17 protein-coding genes and 2 tRNA genes are annotated in these 21,660 nt (G+C 72.0%); 4 read left to right on the forward strand and 15 right to left on the reverse strand.

The features are described 5' to 3' along the window. Positions 1-116: 116 nt before the first annotated feature. Positions 117-1,985: a translation elongation factor 4 gene (gene lepA / locus ACZ7LS_RS02925; protein ID WP_382517994.1), complete on the reverse strand. Its 1,869-nt coding sequence runs from the start codon at positions 1,983-1,985 to the stop codon at positions 117-119. 203 nt (positions 1,986-2,188) lie between these two features. On the opposite strand from lepA, the gene rpsT reads away from it, so the two are divergent. Next, positions 2,189-2,455 (forward strand): 30S ribosomal protein S20, encoded by a 267-nt coding sequence (rpsT, locus tag ACZ7LS_RS02930; protein ID WP_030352331.1) that lies wholly within the window; start codon positions 2,189-2,191, stop codon positions 2,453-2,455. A gap of 209 nt (positions 2,456-2,664) precedes the next feature. On the opposite strand, the gene holA is transcribed toward rpsT, so the two are convergent. The 9 genes from holA to leuS all read right to left on the reverse strand — a co-directional run bounded on the left by holA (position 2,665) and on the right by leuS (position 13,965). Further along, a complete protein-coding gene (gene holA, locus ACZ7LS_RS02935) occupies positions 2,665-3,651 on the reverse strand; it encodes a DNA polymerase III subunit delta (protein ID WP_382517990.1) in 987 nt (328 codons plus the stop codon). Between the two features lie 97 nt (positions 3,652-3,748). Beyond that, positions 3,749-3,994 carry a hypothetical protein gene (locus tag ACZ7LS_RS02940; RefSeq protein ID WP_382517987.1) on the reverse strand — a complete coding sequence of 82 codons (246 nt, stop codon included), beginning with the start codon at positions 3,992-3,994 and terminating at the stop codon, positions 3,749-3,751. 45 nt (positions 3,995-4,039) lie between these two features. Further along, positions 4,040-4,924 carry a YceI family protein gene (locus ACZ7LS_RS02945; protein ID WP_382517985.1) on the reverse strand — a complete coding sequence of 295 codons (885 nt, stop codon included), beginning with the start codon at positions 4,922-4,924 and terminating at the stop codon, positions 4,040-4,042. 186 nt (positions 4,925-5,110) lie between these two features. Further along, positions 5,111-7,684: a ComEC/Rec2 family competence protein gene (locus ACZ7LS_RS02950; RefSeq protein ID WP_385129875.1), complete on the reverse strand. Its 2,574-nt coding sequence runs from the start codon at positions 7,682-7,684 to the stop codon at positions 5,111-5,113. Next, the gene (locus ACZ7LS_RS02955) at positions 7,681-8,418 is read right to left on the reverse strand and encodes a ComEA family DNA-binding protein (RefSeq protein ID WP_385129873.1); all 738 of its coding nucleotides are present in this window, start codon (positions 8,416-8,418) and stop codon (positions 7,681-7,683) included. The genes ACZ7LS_RS02950 and ACZ7LS_RS02955 overlap by 4 nt, the downstream gene beginning before the upstream one ends. A 591-nt stretch (positions 8,419-9,009) precedes the next feature. Beyond that, positions 9,010-9,855 (reverse strand): DegV family protein, encoded by an 846-nt coding sequence (locus ACZ7LS_RS02960; protein WP_382672018.1) that lies wholly within the window; start codon positions 9,853-9,855, stop codon positions 9,010-9,012. 49 nt (positions 9,856-9,904) lie between these two features. Beyond that, the gene (locus tag ACZ7LS_RS02965; protein WP_385129871.1) at positions 9,905-10,144 is read right to left on the reverse strand and encodes a hypothetical protein; all 240 of its coding nucleotides are present in this window, start codon (positions 10,142-10,144) and stop codon (positions 9,905-9,907) included. Beyond that, positions 10,144-10,890 carry a hypothetical protein gene (locus tag ACZ7LS_RS02970; RefSeq protein ID WP_382517976.1) on the reverse strand — a complete coding sequence of 249 codons (747 nt, stop codon included), beginning with the start codon at positions 10,888-10,890 and terminating at the stop codon, positions 10,144-10,146. The genes ACZ7LS_RS02965 and ACZ7LS_RS02970 overlap by 1 nt, the downstream gene beginning before the upstream one ends. A gap of 174 nt (positions 10,891-11,064) precedes the next feature. After that, on the reverse strand, positions 11,065-13,965 hold the full coding sequence (gene leuS, locus ACZ7LS_RS02975; RefSeq protein WP_385129869.1) for a leucine--tRNA ligase: 2,901 nt from the start codon (positions 13,963-13,965) through the stop codon (positions 11,065-11,067). A gap of 738 nt (positions 13,966-14,703) precedes the next feature. Between leuS and ACZ7LS_RS02980 the strand changes: the two genes are divergently transcribed. Together ACZ7LS_RS02980 and ACZ7LS_RS02985 are read left to right on the forward strand one after the other, a co-directional pair. Next, a complete protein-coding gene (locus ACZ7LS_RS02980; protein WP_385129867.1) occupies positions 14,704-16,467 on the forward strand; it encodes a ferric reductase-like transmembrane domain-containing protein in 1,764 nt (587 codons plus the stop codon). Then, entirely contained in the window at positions 16,464-18,059 is a 1,596-nt protein-coding gene (locus ACZ7LS_RS02985; RefSeq protein ID WP_382517969.1) for a ferredoxin, read from the forward strand. The genes ACZ7LS_RS02980 and ACZ7LS_RS02985 overlap by 4 nt, the downstream gene beginning before the upstream one ends. Before the next feature lie 119 nt (positions 18,060-18,178). Here the strand turns inward: ACZ7LS_RS02985 and ACZ7LS_RS02990 are convergent. Beyond that, positions 18,179-18,251: transfer RNA gene (locus ACZ7LS_RS02990), tRNA-Ala, on the reverse strand. Between the two features lie 129 nt (positions 18,252-18,380). Between ACZ7LS_RS02990 and ACZ7LS_RS02995 the strand changes: the two genes are divergently transcribed. Next, a complete protein-coding gene (locus ACZ7LS_RS02995) occupies positions 18,381-19,610 on the forward strand; it encodes a glycosyltransferase 87 family protein (RefSeq protein WP_385137112.1) in 1,230 nt (409 codons plus the stop codon). On the opposite strand, the gene ACZ7LS_RS03000 is transcribed toward ACZ7LS_RS02995, so the two are convergent. The 4 genes from ACZ7LS_RS03000 to rsfS form a co-directional block, all read right to left on the reverse strand. Continuing rightward, positions 19,579-19,812 carry a hypothetical protein gene (locus ACZ7LS_RS03000; RefSeq protein ID WP_030352343.1) on the reverse strand — a complete coding sequence of 78 codons (234 nt, stop codon included), beginning with the start codon at positions 19,810-19,812 and terminating at the stop codon, positions 19,579-19,581. The two genes, ACZ7LS_RS02995 and ACZ7LS_RS03000, sit on opposite strands and share 32 nt — an antisense overlap. 400 nt (positions 19,813-20,212) lie before the next feature. Continuing rightward, positions 20,213-20,285 (reverse strand) — tRNA-Ala (locus ACZ7LS_RS03005). Between the two features lie 94 nt (positions 20,286-20,379). Continuing rightward, complete coding sequence (locus ACZ7LS_RS03010; protein WP_382530649.1) at positions 20,380-21,033, reverse strand: histidine phosphatase family protein; 654 nt, start codon at positions 21,031-21,033, stop codon at positions 20,380-20,382. Further along, entirely contained in the window at positions 21,030-21,515 is a 486-nt protein-coding gene (gene rsfS, locus ACZ7LS_RS03015; protein ID WP_382674208.1) for a ribosome silencing factor, read from the reverse strand. Before rsfS ends, ACZ7LS_RS03010 begins: the two co-directional genes overlap by 4 nt. Between the last annotated feature and the right edge of the window lie 145 nt (positions 21,516-21,660).

A 21,660-nucleotide genomic window follows, 5' to 3' on the forward strand; every position in this document is an offset into this window, starting at 1 on the left:
CTTCCGCTGCTTCGGCTGCTTCGGCTGCTTCCGCTCCTGTGGCCGCTTCGGCCGCTTCGGCTACTTCTCGGCGTTTACTTCCTGGCCTTTCCTTCTTGGCCTTTACTTCTTGGCCTTTACTTCTTGGCCTTGCCGCCGGACTCGTCGCTGGAGAGCACCGCGATGAAGGCCTCCTGCGGGACCTCCACACTGCCGACCATCTTCATCCGCTTCTTGCCCTCCTTCTGCTTCTCCAGCAGCTTGCGCTTCCGGGAGATGTCACCGCCGTAGCACTTGGCGAGGACGTCCTTGCGGATGGCGCGGATCGTCTCGCGGGCGATGACCCGGGAGCCGATGGCCGCCTGGATGGGCACCTCGAAGGCCTGCCGCGGGATCAGCTCGCGCAGCTTGGCCACCAGCCGCACGCCGTACGCGTAGGCCTGGTCCCGGTGGGTGATGGCGGAGAAGGCGTCCACCTTGTCGCCGTGGAGCAGGATGTCGACCTTGACGAGCTGGGCGGTCTGCTCGCCGGTGGGCTCGTAGTCGAGCGAGGCATAGCCCCGGGTCTTGGACTTCAGCTGGTCGAAGAAGTCGAAGACGATCTCGGCGAGGGGCAGCGTGTAGCGGATCTCGACGCGGTCCTCGGAGAGGTAGTCCATGCCGAGCAGGGTGCCGCGACGGGCCTGGCACAGCTCCATGATCGAGCCGATGAACTCGCTCGGGGCGAGGATCGTGGCCCGTACGACGGGCTCGTGCACCGAGTCGATCTTGCCCTCGGGGAACTCGCTCGGGTTGGTGACCGTGTGCTCCTTGCCGTCCTCCATGAGCACGCGGTAGACCACGTTGGGGGCGGTGGCGATCAGATCGAGCCCGAACTCGCGCTCCAGGCGCTCCCGGATCACGTCGAGGTGCAGCAGCCCCAGGAAGCCGACGCGGAAGCCGAAGCCGAGGGCCGCGGAGGTCTCCGGCTCGTAGACCAGGGCCGCGTCGTTGAGCTGGAGCTTGTCGAGGGCGTCGCGCAGCTCGGGGTAGTCCGAGCCGTCCAGCGGATAGAGGCCGGAGAACACCATCGGCTTGGGGTCCTTGTAGCCGCCGAGCGCCACGGTCGCCCCCTTGTTGAGGGTGGTGATCGTGTCACCGACCTTGGACTGCCGTACGTCCTTGACGCCGGTGATGATGTAGCCCACCTCGCCGACGCCGAGGCCGTCGGCCGGGGTCATCTCAGGCGAGGAGACCCCGATCTCCAGCAGCTCGTGGGTGGCGCCGGTGGACATCATCCGGATCCGCTCACGCTTGTTGAGCTGGCCGTCGATGACACGTACGTACGTGACGACACCGCGGTAGGAGTCATAGACGGAGTCGAAGATCATCGCGCGGGCGGGCGCGTCCGCGACACCGACCGGCGGCGGGACGTCCTTGACCACGCGGTCGAGCAGCACGTCCACCCCGACGCCGGTCTTCGCCGAGACCTTGAGGACGTCCTCCGGCCCGCAGCCGATGAGATTGGCCAGCTCCTCGGAGAACTTCTCCGGCTGGGCGGCCGGCAGATCGATCTTGTTGAGCACCGGGACGATGGTGAGGTCGTTCTCCATCGCCAGATAGAGGTTGGCGAGGGTCTGCGCCTCGATGCCCTGGGCGGCGTCCACCAGGAGGATCGTGCCCTCGCAGGCCGCCAGCGAACGGGACACCTCATAGGTGAAGTCCACGTGGCCCGGCGTGTCGATCATATTGAGGACATGCGTCGTGCCCTCGCCCTCACCCGTACGAGGAGCCCAGGGCAGCCGGACCGCCTGGGACTTGATCGTGATGCCGCGCTCGCGCTCGATGTCCATGCGGTCGAGGTACTGAGCGCGCATCTGCCGCTGGTCGACCACTCCCGTCAGCTGGAGCATCCGGTCGGCGAGCGTCGACTTGCCGTGGTCGATGTGCGCGATGATGCAGAAGTTGCGGAGCAGCGCCGGGTCCGTACGGCTCGGCTCGGGCACGTGGAGAGGGGTCGCGGGCACGCAGGGTCCTGATTCTTGAGACGCGCGGCGTCTCGTCTCGGGTCGACTCGGATCGATACGTAGGCTCCATCGTCCCACGGGTACGGGACTGCGCCCGGTTTGGGCCGGTCGGAGGGTGACTGGTAGCCTGAACAGCTGTGTCTCGTGCCGTCTCGGCGCGGGACGGCTCAGTCAAGATTCACCGAACCTGAAAAGGCTCTTTCGTGGCGAACATCAAGTCCCAGATCAAGCGGAACAAGACCAACGAGAAGGCACGCCTGCGCAACAAGGCTGTCAAGTCGTCGCTCAAGACCGCGATCCGCAAGGCCCGTGAGGCCGCTGCCGCGGGCGACGTCGAGAAGGCCTCGCTGGCCGCTCGTGAGGCGTCCCGCAAGCTCGACAAGGCTGCCTCGAAGGGTGTCATCCACAAGAACGCCGCCGCCAACAAGAAGTCGGCGCTGGCTGCCAAGGTTGCCTCCCTCCAGGGCTGAGCGCTCTCTTGATTTGACCGCCGGACGGGACTCAGCGGGCCCTCTCTACCGCTCCTGACCGGCGTCCCCGAGCTCGTACGCGACTGCGTTCGCCACGCGGGTGCGAGTTCACCAGGTTTGACGTCGAGGCCCCGGCCCCGTCCTCCCCAGGACGGGTCACCGGGGCCTTCGCCGTACCCGCTGTCCCGCGGATACGGCTGCGGCTGCGGCTAACGGTTGGAGCGGGCGGCGCGGGCGATCGCGACGACCGCCTTCTCCAGCGCGTACTCCGGGTCGTCACCGCCGCCCTTGACGCCCGCGTCGGCGTCGGCGACCGCTCTCAGCGCCGTCGCCACACCGTCGGGGGTCCAGCCGCGCATCTGCTGGCGCACCCGGTCGATCTTCCACGGCGGCATCCCCAGCTCCCGCGCGAGATCGGCGGGCCGGCCGCCGCGCGCGGAGGAGAGCTTGCCGATGGCCCGGACGCCCTGGGCGAGGGCGCTGGTGATCAGCACGGGCGCCACGCCGGTCGACAGCGACCAGCGCAGCGCTTCGAGGGCCTCGGCGGTCCTGCCCTCCACGGCGCGGTCGGCGACATTGAAGCTGGACGCCTCGGCGCGGCCCGTGTAGTAGCGGCCGACGACGGCGTCGTCGATCGTGCCCTCGACATCCGCCGCGAGCTGCGAGACGGCGCTCGCCAGCTCGCGCAGATCGCTGCCGATCGAGTCGACCAGCGCCTGGCAGGCCTCGGGCGTGGCCGAGCGGCCCAGCGCGCGGAACTCCGAGCGTACGAAGGTGAGCCGCTCCGCGGGCTTGGTCGTCTTGGGGCAGGCGACCTCACGGGCTCCCGCCTTGCGCGCGGCGTCCAGCAGGCCCTTGCCCTTGGCGCCTCCCGCGTGCAGCAGGACGAGCGTGATCTCCTCGGCCGGGGCGTCGAGATATGCCTTGACGTCCTTGATCGTGTCGGCGGAGAGATCCTGCGCGTTCCGTACGACGACGACCTTGCGCTCGGCGAAGAGCGACGGGCTGGTCAGCTCGGCGAGGGTGCCGGGCTGGAGCTGGTCGGAGGTGAGGTCGCGTACGTCCGTGTCGGCGTCGGAGGCGCGGGCCGCCGCCACCACCTGCTGCACGGCGCGGTCGAGCAGCAGGTCCTCCTGGCCCACGGCGAGCGTGAGCGGGGCGAGCGGATCGTCGGAAGAAGTCTTTCTGGTGGCCATCGCGGTCCAGCATCGCATGGGCCACTGACAGCGGGGGCGGCCGGTGACACCGCGCGGACGCCACACGGCCGACGCGTGTGGCAGCCAGGGACAGGGCCTACGGGGCTTCCCGCCAGCCGTCCCAGTCCGCCACGAACGCGTCCAGATCCTCGGCGCCCAGCCGGGCCTCGGGATCCTCCACGACGACCAGCCACTGGGCGTCCTCGGCGTCGTCCTCGCCGGCCAGGGCGTCCCGTACCAGCCGCGGCTCCTCGGCCACACCGAACCGCTCGCCGAGCGCCCGCGCCACCTCCTCCGCGGCGTCGCGGTCGGGCAGGACCAGCACATGTCTCACATCGCTCACGGCCACATTCTTCCAGCCCGCCTCCGGGAGGGGCGGGGCCGGTCGTCAGCTCTTGGGGACGATCTGGATATCCATCTCGATCTTGATGCTGGAACCGACGACGGCGATGCCGCGCGCCAGCATCGACTGCCAGTTGACGGTGTAGTCCTCGCGGTGCAGTTCGGTGGTGGCGCGGACGGCGGCGCGGGTCTCGCCCTCCATGCCGTTGCCGATACCGAGGTACTGGGCGTCGAGTGTGACCGTGCGCGTGACGCCGTGGAGCGTGAGCGCTCCGGTGATCGCCCAGTTGTTGCCGCCTCGGTGGACGAAGCGGTCGCTGTAGAACTCCAGCGTCGGGAAGTTCTCCACGTCGAGGAAGTCGGCGGAGCGCAGATGGTCGTCGCGCATCTGCACACTGGTGTCGATCGACGCGGCGCCGATGACGACATGCATCGCCGACCGGTCCATCGTCTCGCCGATCCTGATCGCCCCGGCGAAGTTGTCGAAGCGGCCGTGGACACGGGCGAGTCCGATATGGCGGGCGATGAACCCGATCCGGGAATGAGCCGGTTCGATCTCCCAGTCGCCGGGGGCGGGCAGCGGGAGGGACGGGGCCACCTGGAGCGTGATGTCCCCGACGCCGCTGGGCTCCACGCCGTCGGCGATCGACACATTGCCCCGGTAGGGGGCGAAGCTCTCGGCCGAGATGGCGAGCCGGTACTCCCCGAAGGGCACCATCGTCACGATCATCCCGAAGGGGTCGGTCTCACCGCTCACGACCTTGCGGCCGCCGCTGTCGCTCACCGTGAACTCGGCCTGTCCGACGGGCTCGTCGACGGGGTCGAGAACCCGGCAGGTGAGCAGCCCCGCGCCGGAGGGCACGGAGAGCCCGGCGAGCGGGTTGCTTCGCTGATGAGCGGCCGACCGTCGGCCGAGAAGGCGACTGATCATGGTGTACACGTACCCCTGTGCTTTCGGGCTGCTGCGGGGCCGCACACGCGAGACATCGTCGTCGAGGGCGGCGGCCCATGACGAATAGGCATTCGATCACTCTTGCGTTGTTCGAGGCAAACGTACCGACTGGTACAGGCCGTCGCGGAGTCGATTGTCATCCGCTGTTAAACCGTCACCCCCGCATCACCGCGCCTGGGACGAGGTCCGCCCCCGGGGCACGGCCCGTAGCCCGGCCCCGGCTCCGACCACCGCGATCGCTCCGTCCGTGTCCGTACGGAGCACCGCCGCTCCACCGGCCCGGAGCGCGCCGACGGTACGGGGCGAGGGGTGTCCGTACGGGTTGTCCCGGCCCACCGAGACGAGGGCCAGCCGTGGGCGGACACCGCGCAGGAGGCCCGGGTGCTGGAACGGCGAGCCGTGGTGGGCCACCTTGAGGACATCCGCCGGTGGCAGCGTCGGATAGTCACGCAAGAGGCCGCGCTGCGCGGGTGGTTCGAGATCGCCCAGGAGCAGCAGCGTCGGGCCCCGGGCGACCCGTACGAACAGCGTGACGCTGGAGTCGTTCGGCTCCCCGGCCGCCGTGGCCGCCCTCCCTGCCCGTGGCCACAGCACCCGCCAGGTCAGCGGTCCGATCCGGCGCTGCTCGCCCGGCCGCGCGCGGACGACGGGCACCCGCGCCCCGGCCGCCGTTCTCCGTACGAACGCGGCCTGGTCCGGCGGGACTTCCGAGGCCGTCGTCTGGATCGCTCCGATCGTCCGGCCCCGCAGGACGCCGGGCAGCCCGGCGACATGATCGGCGTGGAAGTGGGTGAGCACCAGCAGCGGGACGCGCGTGACGCCGAGGTCCCGCAGACAGCGGTCGGCGGGCACGGGGTCGGGTCCCGCGTCCACGACCACGGCCGTGGAGTCGCCCACCGCGAGCACGGCCGCGTCGCCCTGGCCGACATCGCACATCGCGAACGTCCATCCCGGCGGCGGCCATCCGGTGACGAACCGGGTGAGCGGTGGCGGCCGCAGGACCGCGAGCAGCAGCAGTACGGCACAGACGGCGGCCGTCCAGGGATGGCGCGGGACACGGCGCAGGGCGAGCAGCACGAGGACCGTCACGAAGGCGAGCAGCAGCCCGCCCCGCCAGCCGCCGGGCCAGACGGCCTCCGCGCCCGGCAGGGACGCCCCGGCGCGCGCGACGGACGCGATCCACCCCGCCGGCCACCCCGCGCAGCGGGCGAGCGTCTCGGCCACGGGCATCGCCACGGGCGCCACGGCGAGCGCCGCGAAGCCGAGGACCGTGGCCGGGGCCACCGCCAGTTCGGCGAAGAGGTTGCACGGGATCGCCACCAGCCCGACCCTGGCCGCGAACACGGCCACCACGGGCGCGCACACCGCCTGCGCCGCACCGGCCGCGGCCAGCACCTCGGCGAGCCGTGGCGGCACCCCGCGCCGCACCAGCGCCGCGCTCCACCGCGGCCCGATGGTGAGCAGGGCGCCGGTGGCCAGCACGGAGAGGAGGAAGCCGTAACTCCGGGCCAGCCAGGGATCGTAGAGCACCAGCAGCAGTACGGCGGCGGCCAGCGCCGGAAGGAGGGTTCTGCGGCGGCCCGTGCCGATGGCGAGAAGAGTGATCGCCCCGCAGGCGGCGGCCCGCAGCACGCTCGGCTCCGGACGGCAGACGACCACGAAGGCGAGCGTGAGCGCCCCGCCGAGCAGCGCCGTCCACCGCAGTGAGATCCCCAGCCGCGCGGCGAGCCCGCGCCGTTCGGCCCTGATGGCCAGCCCGGCCGGCCCGATGAGCAGAGCGAGCACAATCGTCAGATTGCTTCCGGAGACCGCCATCAGATGCAGCAGATCGGTCGCCGCGAAGGCGTCGTGCAGCTCGGGCGGGACACGTGAGGTGTCACCGACGACCAGTCCGGGCAGCAGGGCACGGGCATCGGGCGGCAGCCCGTCGGCCGCCTCACGCAGCCCGGCACGCAGCTCTCCGGCCGTGCGCTGTACGCGGGTCGGCGCTCCGGTGACCGGCGGCGGGCCCGTCCCTTCCACCCGTAACACCGCGGCGTAGCGGTCGTCCTCGCGCAGGGGAGGCGCGAGCTTCCCGGTCAGCCGCAGTCGTGTGGAGGGCAGCAGCCGCTGCCACCGGCCGGAGTGTTCACCGGGCGCGACGATCACCAGCACGGGCGTCCGGCCGGTGGTGGTCCCGCCCCTGGGCGTCGTCACCCGGACGAGGTCGGCGTCCAGGACGAACCCACCGCGCGCGATGTGATCGCCGCGGACCCTGGGACGCGTGGGCCGAGGGTCGGAGGTGGCCGTCAACTCCGCGGTGACACGGGCGTATCGCTCCGCCAGCCCCGGTACGGGCCCCCGCCGCACATCGGCGCCGTGCAGCCCGGCGGACGCCGCCCCGGCGGCGGCGCACAGCAGCAGCCCCGCGACGGCCACCCCATTGAGCCGCCGCCCGCGCCGCGACCCCCGCCATCGTCCGCGCCGCGGCCCCAACCGTCGCCCCAACCGTCGTCCGGGCCGTCGTCCGGGCTGCCGCTCCGGCGCGCCACCGGACCACACCAGCAGCAGAGCGGCGCCCGCCAGACAGACGAGCACACCAACAGCCGTCCACCGCCCCGGCATTCCCAGCGCCAGGGCCGCCGCACCCCACGTCGCGAGAGCGAGCGGAACCAGCCGGAGATCGGCCGGCACCTCCTGACGGGGGTTGGCCGACCCCAGGCGGTGCCCGGCCGTCGCGTGCACCACCGCGCGCGTCATGGCCGTACAAGGGACTGGAGGTCCGCGAACCTGCGCTCCCCGATGCCGTTGACCTCGCGCAGTTCATCGACGGACCGGAAACCACCGTGCTTGCCGCGGTAGTCGATGATGTGCTGGGCGAGCGCAGGACCCACCCCGGGGAGCGTGTCGAGCTGTTCCGGCGTGGCGGCGTTGAGACTCACCGGCCCCGCGACGGCGCCGGCCCCACCGCCGGCGGCCGCGCCCGCGCCGACGCCCGACGCCGGTGGAGCGGGGCCGCCCACCAGGACCTGTTCGCCGTCCATCAGCACCCGCGCCCGGTTGAGCCCGGTCAGGTCCGCACCGGGCTTCGCTCCCCCGGCGGCGCGCAGCGCGTCGGCGACCCGTGACCCGGCCGCCAGCCGCAGGACTCCGGGCCGCCGCACCTTCCCGCTCACATCGACGACGACACGGGCGGAGGGCGACGGCGAGGACACGGGCGCGGGCGCGGGCAAGGTCTCCGGCGGCACCTCGGGGATGACGGCCGCCACGCCGGCGTTCTCCGGAGCCCGGACGGTCCCCGGCCGACCGCTCCAGAAGTGGTGTCCCGCCAGGATCACGCCCACCACCAGGACCACCGCGAGCGCCGCGAGCGTCCGGGGCTCCAGCCCGCATCTGAGCTGCACCCACAGGGGCAGCCGCTCACGGAGAGCGGACCCCGCCCCCGCCCACGCGCGCAGGCGCCCCGCCCGAGCCGTGTCCGGCGGCACGGCCACGGCCGCGTCCGCCACGCGCGGCGCGGCGCCGCTCCCATCCGTCCCCGACGCCACATCGCCAAAAAGCGCTTCGGCACGACGGCGCACATCCGTCCGGACGGTGGGCGGGCCGGTGACCGAAGGCGGCGCGTCGACCGGAGGCCGGGCACCGATCGACGGCGGGTCGGTGACAAGCGGTGCGCTGATCGGCGGCTGGTCGGTGATCGGAGGCGGATCGGTGAGCCGAGGCAGAGTCGTACCGTCCGCGTCGCCAACGCGCGACAGCGCCGTACGCGGGCGGGGGCGCGGGCCTGTGCGCGGGCGGGTTGGCGGGCGGCCCGGACGGCCATGACGCCCATGCCGGGCCCGGCCGTCGGAGCCCGGGGCACGGCCAGGACCACTGGTGACAGAGATTACGGAGCGTGTTCGGAGAGCCATGCCACAAGACGGTAGGCACATCCGCCCGACCTCGCTGAGCAGGCCGAATTCCCGTGGACAACAAGCGAGTTGTGGATAACTCGGTCACTCTTACGAGTGGTCCGCCCCCGCTCCGACCATCGCCGCCCCGCCCCGCCACGGGCCAGCCCCAGCGGGTCAGCGCGGTCAGCGCGGTCAGCGCGGTGAGATCACGGCCCCCAGCAGCCCCGGCCCCGTATGCGCCCCGATCACCGCGCCCACCTCGCTGACATGCAGATCCACCAGCCCCGGCACCCGCTCACGCAGACGCTCGGCCAGCGTCACGGCCCGTTCGGGCGCGGCCAGATGGTGCACGGCGATGTCCACCTCGCTCGTACCCGCCCGTTCGGTGACGATCTCCTCCAGCCGCGCGATCGCCTTCGACGCCGTACGCACCTTCTCCAGCATCTCGATACGCCCGCCGTCCAGCTGGAGCAGGGGCTTCACCGCGAGCGCGGAGCCCAGCAGCGCCTGTGCGGCGCCGATACGGCCGCCCCGGCGCAGATAGTCCAGCGTGTCGACATAGAAGTAGGCGGAGGTGCCGGCGGCCCGCTTCTCGGCGGCGGCCACCGCCTCGTCGAGCGTGCCGCCCCCCTCCGCCGTCTCGGCCGCCGCCAGGGCGCAGAACCCGAGCGCCATCGCCACCATCCCGGTGTCCACCACCCGTACCGGCACGGCCGCGTCCTTCGCCGCGAGCACGGCGGCGTCGTACGTCCCCGAGAACTCGGCCGACAGATGCAGGGAGACGATCCCGGTCGCACCGGCCTCGGCCGCCTTCCGGTACGCGGCGGCGAAGACGTCCGGACTCGGCCGTGACGTGGTCACGGAGCGTCGCTTCTGCAGCGCAAGGGCGAGCGAACGGGCCGAGATCTCCGTGCCCTCCTCCAGCGCACGGTCACCGAGCACGACGGTCAGCGGCACCGCGGTGATGCCGTGCCGCTCCATCGTCTGCGGCGGCAGGTAGGCCGTGGAATCGGTGACGATCGCGACATGGCGGGACATGAGCGGGAGGTTACCCGTCGTGGCCCCCGGTCGGCAGCCCGCCCCCGCGTCAGTGATCGTTTCCGCCCTCGCACCCGCCGCGATCCCTCGCCGGATCGCGGTCCCGAACCGTCACGTCGTGGCCCAGGAAGGACCGTCGAGACCGTGGCCCACGAAGGACCGTCAAGTCGTCGTCCCGAACCGTCAAGTCGTCGTCCCGAACCATCAGGTCGTCATCCCGAACGGCCAGGTCGTCGTCCCGAACCATCAGGTCGGCGTCCCGAACCATCAGCTCGTCGTCCCGAACCATCAGGTCGTGGTCTCGGGCCTGGTCTTCCCCGGCGCCTTCTGCCAGGGGTACGTCTGCCGCCGGCGCGGATCCGGCGGCTCGATCGCCTCGGGCCTGCCCTCGTCGCCGCCCGCGGGCCCCGCGCGCTCCGCCCCGGCGGCCCCGGCCCCGGAACCCTCAGGCTCAGGCCACACGGCCGGCTCCCGCTCCGGCTGTCCCTCCGCCGACGACCAGTGGCGCAGCGCCCCGGCCTCCATGTCGATCTGCGCGCTCAGCGACGACAGATCGTCCTCCGCGAACTTCTGTGCCCGGTCCCGCGCCGCCCAGCGCAGCGAGTCCGCCGCGTGCGTGATCCGTTCCGTACGCTCACGCACATCCTGGAGCCGCTCCACGACCCTCGCCCGGTCCGGGTCCCGCTCCAGCTGCCGCAGCTCGTCGTCCAGCTCATGGCCGTGGGCGCTCAGCCGCCGGAAGAGGTCCACCGACTCCGCCAGCGAGGCGTCCTCCACCGCACCGGCCTGGAGGGCGTCCTGCGTGGCCCGCATCGAGGTCCGCAGCCTGAGCCGCAGCTGCGCCAGCTCGCCCGCCGTGCCCGTCTGCCCGATGCTCCTGGCACGCAGCGTGGTGTCCTCGACGGTCCGGCGGGCCTGCGAGATCGTACGGTCCACGCCCCGCTTGGCCGCGCGCACCGCCTTCACGCTCACCACCACCCCCAGCGCGACGAACGCGACGAACAGCAGCGCCACGATGAGGATCACGATGTCCATGGGCGCACCTTCGCATTCGACCGTGTTCGGGGCGGCTTCCCGCTCGCCGCTTCTTCCACGGTAAACGGAACAGGCAGGCCGAGGGTTCCTCAGGAACCCCCAACCTGCCCGTAGGGGAAAGCCCTGTGCCCCACCACGCGAGTACTACGCGCAGCGGTACCACACGGCGCGGTACTACGCGGGAACGATGTTCACCAGCTTCGGCGCCCGCACGATCACCTTCCGGATGCCCCCGCCGCCCAGCGCCGCGACCACCGCCGCGTCACCCAGTGCCAGCGCCTCCAGCTCCTCGTCCGAGATCGACGGGGAGACCTCCAGCCGCGCCCTGACCTTGCCCTTGATCTGCACCACACAGGTCACGGCCTCGTCGACCAGATACGCCGGGTCCGCGACCGGGAAGTCCTGGTGCACGACCGAGCCGGAGTGGCCCAGCCGGCGCCACAGCTCCTCGGCGATATGCGGGGCCAGCGGCGCGATCAGCAGCACCAGCCGCTCGGCGACCGACCGCGGGACGGGGCCGCCCGTCTTCGTCAGCTGGTTGTTCAGCTCGGTCACCTTCGCGATGGCCGTGTTGAACCGCAGCCCCGCCATGTCCTGCGAGACCCCGTCGATCGCCTTGTGCAGCGCGCGCAGCGTGTCCACGTCGATGTCGGCGTCCGCGGTGTCCACGACGGTGACCTCGCCGGTCGCCTCGTCCACCACGTTGCGCCACAGCCGCTGCAGCAGCCGGTACTGGCCGACGACGGCGCGGGTGTCCCACGGCCGCGAGACGTCCAGCGGCCCCATGGCCATCTCGTACAGCCGCAGCGTGTCCGCGCCGTACTCGGCGCAGATCTCGTCCGGAGTGACCGCGTTCTTCAGGGACTTGCCCATCTTGCCCAGCACGCGGCTGACCTTCGCGCCCTGGTACCAGTACGCGCCGTCCCGCTCCTCGACCTCGACGGCCGGCACGGCGATGCCGCGGCTGTCCCGGTAGACGAACGCCTGGATCATGCCCTGGTTGTACAGCTTGTGGAACGGCTCGGCCGAGGAGATGTGCCCCAGGTCGAACAGCACCTTGGACCAGAAGCGCGCGTACAGCAGGTGCAGTACGGCGTGCTCGGCGCCGCCCACGTACAGGTCCACACCGCCGTGCGGCCGGCCCTCGCGGGGGCCCATCCAGTACTGCTCGATGGCCGGGTCGACCAGCTTCTCGCTGTTGTGCGGGTCCAGGTAGCGCAGCTCGTACCAGCACGAACCGGCCCAGTTCGGCATGGTGTTGGTCTCCCGGCGGTAGCGCTTGACGCCCTCGCCCTCGCCCAGGTCCAGCTCGACATCGACCCAGTCCGCGTTCCGTGACAGGGGCGTCTCCGGCTGCGTGTTCGCGTCGTCCGGGTCAAACGTGCGTGGCGAGTAGTCGTCGACCTCCGGCAGCTCCAGCGGCAGCATCGACTCGGGCAGCGCGTGCGCCGTACCGTCCTCGTCGTAGACGATCGGGAAGGGCTCGCCCCAGTACCGCTGACGGCTGAACAGCCAGTCGCGCAGCCGGAAGTTGACCGTCCCCTCACCGATACCGCGCGCGGCCAGCCACTCCGTGATCCGCGCCTTGGCCTCGGTGACACCCAGACCGTCCAGCGAGATGTCCTCGCCGGCCGAGTTGACGAGACGCGCGTCGTACGAGGCGAACGCGTCGTCCCACTCCGCGGGGTCGGTGGAGCGGCCGTCCGAGGGCTCGACCACACAGCGCATCGGCAGCTCGAAGGCGCGCGCGAACGCGAAGTCACGACTGTCGTGCGCCGGTACGGCCATGATCGCGCCCGTGCCGTACCCCATCAGCACATAGTCGGCGATGAAGACGGGTACGCGGTCGCCGCTGACCGGGTTGGTGGCGTACGCGCCGGTGAAGACACCGGTCTTGTCCTTCGCCTCGGCCTGCCGCTCGACGTCGGACTTCGACGCGGCCTGCTTGCGGTACGCGTCGACGGCCTCGACGGGGGTCGCGTGGCCGCCCGTCCACACGTCGTGCGTGCCCTCGGGCCAGGCGGCCGGGACGATCTTCTCGACGAGGTCGTGCTCCGGCGCCAGCACCATGTACGTGGCGCCGAACAGCGTGTCCTGACGCGTGGTGAAGACGGTGATGGCGTCCGTGTGACCGTCGTCGCCGACCTGGACCGGGAAGTCGACGCGGGCGCCCTCGCTGCGCCCGATCCAGTTGCGCTGCTGCAGCTTGATGGCCTCGGGCCAGTCCAGCGCGTCCAGATCGCCCAGCAGCCGGTCCGCGTAGGCGGTGATCCGCATGTTCCACTGGCGCAGCTTCGCCTTGAACACGGGGAAGTTGCCGCGCTCGGAGCGGCCGTCCGCGGTGACTTCCTCGTTGGCCAGGACGGTGCCCAGGCCGGGAGCCCAGTTGACGGGCGCGTCGGAGGCGTACGCCAGCCGGTACTCACCCAGGACGTCGGCGCGCTCGGCGGCGTTCAGCGCACTCCAGGGGCGCCCGTCGGGCGTCGGGCGCTCCCCGCTCTCGAACTGCGCCACCAGTGTCTCGATCGGACGCGCCTTGTCGGCGTCCTTGTCGTACCAGGAGTTGAAGATCTGTACGAAGATCCACTGGGTCCACTTGTAGTAGTCCGGGTCGATCGTCGCGACGGACCGGCGCTTGTCGTGGCCCAGCCCCAGCCGGCGCAGCTGGACCTTCATGTTGTCCATGGCGGCCTCGGTCGACACCCGGGGGTGGGTGCCGGTGGCGACCGCGTGCTGCTCGGCCGGCAGGCCGAAGGCGTCGAAGCCCAGCGTGTGCAGCACGTTGTGCCCGGTCATGCGCTGGTGGCGGGCGAACACGTCGGTGGCGATATAGCCCAGCGGATGCCCCACGTGCAGACCCGTGCCCGACGGGTACGGGAACATGTCCATGACGAACTTCTTGGGCTTCGCGACCAGCTCCGGGTCACCGGCCAGATCGCCCGTGGGGTTCGGCGCCTCGTACGTGCCCTCGGCGTCCCAGAAGTCCTGCCAGCGTGCCTCGATGTCGGCGGCCAGGGCAGCCGTGTAGCGGTGCGGCGCCACCGGCTCGGCAGCAGCGGAATTCGTCTCGCTCATGATTCTCTGAAGCTCCATCGATCGTCTCTGCCAGCGGATTCGGCCGTGCCATTCGACGAATGGCGGCGCCGGACGGTGAACGAAAAAGGCCCCTCACACAGGAGGGGACGCCGCGCCGATTCCGACCGGATCTCTGTCATCCGTCTCCGTCGGGACTGATCAGCGCGGCCCGCTAAGCAGAAGGCGTACGGCACGCATAGCGCCAGGGTACCGCAGCGTCCGGAGGGCCCGCACCGGCGTATCACGCGGCGCCGCTCCGTCCGGATCACGCCCTCCGTCACGTCCAGCAGCAGGCACGGGGCCCCCTCGGTCACACCCGAGGCCACCCCCCTCGGTCACACCCGAGGCCACCCCCTCGGTCACCCCTGAGCCACGTCTCCGGTCACGCCCTCGGTCACACCCGAGAGCCGCCCGGAAGGGGAGAGTCCGGGGAGACGGCGGGGAGGAGGCCGGGAGGATCCGGGGAGAGTGGGCGCAGAAACGAGTGAGAGCGCGCGAAAAGGTTGACAGAAGGGCTTGACACGGAAGCGGCATTGGGCGTGTCGGAGGTCCTCGGGGGAGCGCCGGGGCAGGCACCGCACCCGCCTTACTCCGCGTATCAGCCCCTATCCGGGCAACCGCGGAGTCGGATAACTCACCTTGCCCCGGCTAAACCCGCAAACCGGGTACTGCCCGGTATGGGGCCACCTAGCATGCGGCAACGGGACCGCTTTCCCGAGCCATTCGGAGTTGCCCCCCATGAACCCTCAACGCAAAACCAGTTCGTCGCTCAGCCTGGATCCCGCCAAGAGCCGGCAGATACAGGGCGGAGTATCCGTCGCCGCGCTGGTGCTGGTACCACTGCTCGCCGTCGCGGGAGGCGACGATTTCCGCGCCTTCCTCGATTTCGGCGCGGGCGTGCTGTCGCTGCTGTCCCTGTCCGGGGCCGTCGTCTGGGGCCTGATAGCCACCGACCGGCTGCTGCTGTCCCCCCGGCACCGGCTGCTGGCTCAGGGCATCCACCGGGCGACGGCGGTGGCCTCGCTCGGCTTTCTGCTGCTGCACGTCACCGTCAAGGTCACGCTCGGCCATGTGGCGCTGATCGGCGCCCTGGTGCCGTTCGGCCTCGGCATCGACGGCGCCAACGGCCTCATCGGCTTCGGTTCGCTCGCCGGACTGCTGATGATCGTCGCCGCCACGACCGGTGCGATGCGCAGCGCCTTCGCCCTCCCCGGCCGGTTCGCGGGGCGCTGGCGGGCGGTGCACATGCTGGCCTACCCGGCCTGGTGCTTCGCTCTCGTGCACGGCCTCTTCGCGGGCCGTCCCGCGGCCACGTACGTCACCACGCTGTACTGCCTCACCCTGGCCGGGGTGGCCGCCGCCGTGTCCGTACGGCTGTTCCCCCGCCCGCTCAAGGCCCGGATCGCCGACAAGATAGTGACGATGACCGGCGCGAACGGCGCGAACGGGACGACCGGCGCGGCCGGAGCCGCCCGTGAGACGGCGGAGACCGAGCCGTCCCGGCGCGACCTCGCCTCGGACCCGCTCCCGGGCGCCATCGGCGTTCCGCCGCAGCCACGGTACGCGGGGCGCCTCCAGCGCGAGCCCGCCATGCCCGGCCCGCCGCTGGGATCGCCGCTCGACCCGCCCCGTTCGCCGCCGCGTCTCGCCGCCCCCTCCCCTCCGCTGTACGAGGCGCCCCGGCCGTCCGCCGATCCCTCCCCGGGTGTCGACCCGCTGGCCGACACCTTCATCGCCCCCCGCGCCGACCCGTACCGGGGCCTCGGCGCCGACCCGCTGTCGGACACCGGTACGGGCCTCTCGGCCGGCTACCGCGCGGTCTCGCTCGGGACCGAGGCCACCACCCGGATGCCGACGCCGCCCCCGCCCCCTGGGCCGCCCCCCGGCGGGATACCGCTCGCCGAGCGCATACCGATGACCGAGGAGATCCCGGTCGTCCCCGAAGAGCCCGCGGGCAGGCAGGGCGGCTGGCCCGCCCCGTCACCGCCCCGGCCCGGTCAGGCCTCCGCCCCGCCCGCGTCGACGCCCTACGACTCCGGCGCGATCCCCACGTACGAGAGCGGCGCGTACGGAAGCGGCGCGGACCCCTCGCCGCGGTACGCCCCTGATACGCCGCCCCCGTACGACGCGGGCCCCGCCTCGGCCTACGGCCCGACCGGAGCCTCCTCCTACGGCACCGGCGCCTACGACACCGGATCCGTCCCCGCGTACGGCACGGCCGCCACTCCCCCGTACGACACGGGCTCCACGCCCGCCTACGAGAACAGGTCCTACGAGGGCGGGGCGTACGAGGCCGGGGCGTACGAGGGCGGGGCGTACGAGGGGCAGGCGCCGGCCTCTTCCAGCCCGGCCTCTTCCAGCCCGGACTTTCCCGGCCCGGCGTCCCCACGGCAGGCCACGCCGCCGCAGGCCGCGCCCGGTCCCGCCGATCCCCCGCCCGGCCCCCTCTATCCGCCCCCGGCCGGGGAACCCTGGCACGCACCCGCAGGAGACCGACCGTGAACACCCCGCTCCCCGACGTCCCCGAAGTCCGCGTCGTCGGCCTCCCCCAGCTGACCCAGGGCTTCGACCTGGTCGAGCGCCTCGATCTGCCCATGCATCTCAAGGTGCACGGCCCGCTGGAACCGATGACCGGCGAGCGTCTCGCGCAGCTCGCCGAGAACATCTCCCTGACCGGCCGCGGCGGCGCCGGCTTCCCCTTCGGCAAGAAGCTGCGGGCGGTCGCCAAGGCCGCGATCCGCCGCGGCGTACGGCCGGTCGTCGTGATCAACGGCAGCGAGGGCGAGCCCCCCTGCCGCAAGGACACCGTCCTCATCAACCGCGCCCCGCACCTCATACTCGACGGCGCGCTGCTGGCAGCCGAGGCGCTCGGCGCCCGCACCCTGGTCGTCGCCGTCACCCGCAACTCCACCGAGGTCTCGATCCGCGCGGCCCTCGCCGAACGCGGACTGTCCGACCGGCGCGGCCAGGCGCTGCGCGCGCGGGTGATCCGTACCCCCGAGCGCATGGTCTCGGGCGAGGCGTCGTCCGTGATCCGCGCCATCGGCGGCGGGCCCGCCCTGCCGCCCGGCCGCCGCGAGCGCGCCGCCGAGTCCGGGGTGGCCGGTCTGCCGACGCTGCTGTCCAACGCCGAGACCTTCGCCCAGCTGGCCGTCGCCGCGCGGATCGGCGCCCGCCGGTACGGCCACACCGGGCTCGACAGCGAGCCCGGCACGGTCCTGCTCACCATCTCCGGCGCGGTCGCCCGTCCCATGGTGGTCGAGGCGCCGTCCGGGGTGCCGCTGCGGTACATCCTCCAGATGGCCGGCGCCCCGCCGATGCCCCAGGGCGTGCTGACCGGCGGCTACCACGGCAACTGGATCGACGCGATGGCCGCCCACGAGGCCGTCATCTCAAAGGAGTCCTTCGCCTCCTTCGGCGGCGCGCTGGGCGCGGGCGCGATCCTGCCGATCGGCCCCGAGACCTGTCCGCTGGGCGAGGCGCTCCGGGTCGCCAACTGGCTCGCGGCCGAGACGGCGGGGCAGTGCGGCCCCTGCAAGCTCGGACTGCCCGCGGCGGCGGGCGGCCTCTCCGATGTCATCAACGGCGGCGGCCAGGCCGCGCTGGAGGCGCTGCGCGCGGTGACCCAGGCGGTCAAGGGCCGGGGGGCATGCAAGCACCCCGACGGCTCCGCTCGGTTCTTCGCCTCCACCCTGTCGGCGTTCACCGACGACCTCGCCGCGCATGTGCTGGACGGGGGCTGCGGGCGCGAGACGACGGGCGTGCTGCCGCTGCCGGGACCCGGCTACCAGGAGGCGGAGGAGTCCATTCCGAGCGGCGAGAAGCTCGCCGTGGACTGGACGCTGTGCCAGGGCCACGGTCTGTGTGCGGACATCGTCCCTGAGCTGATCCGGATGGGGCCCGACGGCTATCCGGCGCTCGCGGACGCGTCGGTTCCGATGCATCTGCGCGGGCGTGCGCAGCGCGCGGTGCGCCGGTGCCCCGCGCTCGCGCTCCGTATCGAGCAGCCCGCGCCGGTACGCCCCGAACGGTCCCCGCGCGCCGCGCTGCCGCCCAGCGGTGGCCGCAAGGCCCTGGGCCCCGGGCGCGGTTGAGACATACGGGCCGGCGGGCGTCCACGACGGGTGCCCGCCGGCCCGCGGGCACCCACGCCGCAAGACACACGAGAAGCGGGCCACCCGATCCGGGTGGCCCGCTTCTCGTACTGAGGATGTGGAGCTAAGGAGAATTGAACTCCTGACCTCCTGCATGCCATGCAGGCGCTCTACCAACTGAGCTATAGCCCCTTGCGATGCGCCGCTCTCCGGGCTTTCCCCTCGGCGGCGTCGCCAACATTACACGGTCCCTCGGGCTCACCACCAAATCGTTTCCGGTCTGAACGGATAAGACCGATACGCCCGGTACTGTCGGCGCTCGTGACTGTCGCCACGCTCCCGCGGAACACTTCCCGAAACCCCGCCGACCGGCGCTCCCTCCTGCTCGCCGCCTCGGTCTGTCTGCTGTCCTTCGCCACGTTCTGGGCGGCGCAGCGCGCGGCCGGGGTTTCCATGATCGACCTGATGGTCTATCGCGCCGAGGGCCGGACGGTGCTGGACGGCCGGGATCTGTACGCGATGCGCGCGACCTCCGCGCAACTCCCGGCGACCTACCCGCCGTTCGCCGCACTGCTGTTCACCCCGCTCACGCTGCCGGGCATTCCCGGGCTGCGTACGCTCGCCACCGCCGGGAATCTGCTGCTCCTGGTCGTGTTCGCGCGGCTCTCCCTGCGGCTGACGCTTCCCCCCGGCCGGCTTCCCCGGCCGGGGGTCACCGCGCTCTGGGTGGCCGCGGCCGCCGTCTGGTGCGAGCCGGTCTGGACGACGCTGCGCTACGGGCAGATCAATCTGCTGCTCGCGGTGGCGGTGATGTGGGACCTGACCCGCCGCGACGGACACCGCTGGGCGGGCGTGGGCACCGGCCTGGCCGCCGCGGTCAAGCTCACCCCCGCGCTCTTCGCCGTCCTGTTCCTGGTCGTCGGGCTGGTACGGGCCGGGAAGGGGGGCCGGAACCCGTGGCTGCGCCGGGCCTCGACGGCCGCGCTGGCCTTCTGCGCGGCCACGCTGGCCGCCACCGCCGTTCTCCCCCGCGACTCGCTCCGCTTCTGGTCCGTGACCGTCTTCGAGACGCATCGGGCGGGCAGCGCGGAGAACACCGCCAACCAGTCGCTGCGCGGGGTCCTCGCCCGGCTGCTGCACACCGGCGAGCCGGCGCCATGGTGGACCGCCACGGCCGCGGCGGTGGCGGCGCTCGGCCTCGCGGTGGCGGTCGCCGCGGCGCTGCGCGGGGAACGCGCCGCCGCCATGGCCGTCTGCGCGGCGACGGCGCTGCTGGTCAGCCCGGTCTCGTGGTCGCACCACTGGGTGTGGTGCGTACCGATCGCGCTGTTCCTCGGGACGCGCGCCGGGGCCCGGTGGGCGCTCGCCGCGGCGCTGGTCTTCTGCTCGTACGCCCTGTGGTGGGTCCCGCACGGCACCGGCCGCCCCGAACTGTCCCAGGGCGCCGCCGAGATGGCGCTGTCCGCCCTCTATCCGCTGACGGCCGCCGCCCTGATCGGGTACGTGGCCGTGTCCCTGGTCAGGCCGTGGCGAACGAGTAGAACCGTTTGAGCGTGCAGTGCTCGTCGAGGAGCCGGCCGTAGATCGGCTCGCCCTCCAGCTCCCGGTACGTCTCGATGGGGTCGCCCTTTATGATCAGCGCCCGCGCGCACTCCTCGCACCAGTACTGGTACTCGGGGTTGAGCGGATCCATGTCCCGGACGATCGGCGTACCACTGCCGCACCAGTCGCATTTACGCCTGTGTGCACCCATCACTCAGCTCCAGCTGTGGCCGCAGGCCGTGCACACGTAGGAAATTCCGCCATTGTCACCAAGTACTTGAGCCACATGGGACGAGCCGCACGAAGGGCAGCTGAGGCCGGTACGCGCCTCCGCCGCGGCGAGCAGCTCATCGGGTTCCTCGACGCTGCTGGCGGACATGTGCGCGCTTCCTCCCCATGCGGTCCGTCGCCCCCCTCCGGCGGTCCGATTCTGCCACGCCGAGGACCGGTGAGCAGCCTGAAAAGGCCTGCCTGTTAGGGCTTATACCCGGCGCGGGGCCGCCGATGGGCGAGCCCGGGGGCGAGGAAGGGGGCGTGCCCGGGGACGAACGTCCCGAAACCAGAAATCCCGCCCCTTGCCAGGGACGGGATCCGGAGAATGAAACCGATTGTGGAGCTAAGGAGAATTGAACTCCTGACCTCCTGCATGCCATGCAGGCGCTCTACCAACTGAGCTATAGCCCCGCGTGTTCTCCGCGCTCAGCGCCGCGAACAAGAAGAACTTTAGCCTGCGACCAGCCGGAAAGTGAAATCCGGCCCCGTCGCCGCCGAGGGCCGTTCAGTCGTCGTCACCGAGGACGGGTTCCGGGAGGGTTCCCGCGTTGTGTTCCAGGAGCCGCCAGCCGCGCGCGCCCTCGCCGAGGACCGACCAGCAGCAGTTGGAGAGCCCGCCGAGCCCTTCCCAGTGGTGGGATTCCAGGCCCAGCAGATGGCCGATCGTGGTGCGGATCGTGCCGCCGTGGCTGACCACGACGAGCGTGCCGTCGTCGGGCAGCTTGTCGGCGTGGTGGAGCACCACCGGAGCGGCGCGCTCCGCCACCTCTGTCTCCAGCTCACCGCCGCCGCGCCGCACCGGCTCGCCGCGCTTCCAGGACGCGTACTGCTCGCCGAACCGCCCGACGATCTCCTCATGGGTCAGGCCCTGCCAGGCGCCCGCGAAGGTCTCACGGAGCCCGGCGTCGTACGCGATGTCGTGCCCGGTGATCGCGGCCAGCTCACGGGCCGTGGCCGCGGCCCGCCGGAGATCGGACGCGACGATCGCGTCCGGCTTCAGGGAGGCCAGCAGCCGGGCGGCCCGGTGCGCCTGGGCGACACCGGCGTCGGTCAGCTCGATGTCCGTGGTGCCCTGGAAGCGCCGCTCCAGATTCCACGCCGTCTGGCCGTGCCGCCACAGGATGATGCGGCGGCCCCTGCCGCCCTTGCCGCCGTTCAGCTCAGCTCACCGTCCGTGTCACCGGAGGCCCCGGCGCGCTCGCCGCCGTCGCCCATCGACTCGGCGTGCTCCGCCGCCTTGCCCCGGGTCTTGACGGCGTCCTCGGGAAGCGGCAGCTCGGGGCAGTCCTTCCACAGCCGCTCCAGGGCGTAGAAGACCCGCTCCTCGCTGTGCTGCACATGCACGACGATGTCGACGTAGTCGAGGAGGATCCAGCGCGCGTCGCGGTCGCCCTCACGGCGCACCGGCTTGGCGCCCAGCTCCTTCTGGAGCCTCTCCTCGATCTCGTCGACGATCGACTTGACCTGGCGGTCGTTGGGCGCCGAGGCGAGCAGGAAGGCATCGGTGATCGACAGCACATCGCTGACGTCGTACGCGATGATGTCGTGCGCGAGCCGGTCGGCGGCCGCCTGGGCGGCGGCGTTGACGAGCTCGATGGAACGGTCAGTAGCGGTCACAAGCAGGCTTCCGTCGGTGGTCATGGAGATAGCAAGGATCTCACGGACCACCGACAGCCGGTGCGGCGCGGGAGCGGGGGGGGGGGGGGGGGGCCCCCCCCCCCCCCCCCCCCCCCCCCCCCCCCCCCCCCCCCTTTCCTTCCTCCTCAGGGCAAAAATCACATCCCCC

The organism is Streptomyces sp. NPDC039430 (assembly GCF_055639435.1).

Coding starts and splice junctions, on each gene's coding strand:
- ACZ7LS_RS02945 (WP_382517985.1), bottom strand. CDS start 4,924: ATGATCAGTCGCCTTCTCGGCCGACGGTCGGCCGCTCATCAGCGAAGC.
- ACZ7LS_RS03000 (WP_030352343.1), bottom strand. CDS start 19,812: ATGGGTGCACACAGGCGTAAATGCGACTGGTGCGGCAGTGGTACGCCG.
- ACZ7LS_RS02970 (WP_382517976.1), bottom strand. CDS start 10,890: ATGGACATCGTGATCCTCATCGTGGCGCTGCTGTTCGTCGCGTTCGTC.
- leuS (WP_385129869.1), bottom strand. CDS start 13,965: ATGAGCGAGACGAATTCCGCTGCTGCCGAGCCGGTGGCGCCGCACCGC.
- ACZ7LS_RS02950 (WP_385129875.1), bottom strand. CDS start 7,684: ATGACGCGCGCGGTGGTGCACGCGACGGCCGGGCACCGCCTGGGGTCG.
- rsfS (WP_382674208.1), bottom strand. CDS start 21,515: ATGACCACCGACGGAAGCCTGCTTGTGACCGCTACTGACCGTTCCATC.
- ACZ7LS_RS02965 (WP_385129871.1), bottom strand. CDS start 10,144: ATGGTTCGGGACGACGAGCTGATGGTTCGGGACGCCGACCTGATGGTT.
- holA (WP_382517990.1), bottom strand. CDS start 3,651: ATGGCCACCAGAAAGACTTCTTCCGACGATCCGCTCGCCCCGCTCACG.
- ACZ7LS_RS02960 (WP_382672018.1), bottom strand. CDS start 9,855: ATGTCCCGCCATGTCGCGATCGTCACCGATTCCACGGCCTACCTGCCG.
- ACZ7LS_RS02980 (WP_385129867.1), top strand. CDS start 14,704: ATGAACCCTCAACGCAAAACCAGTTCGTCGCTCAGCCTGGATCCCGCC.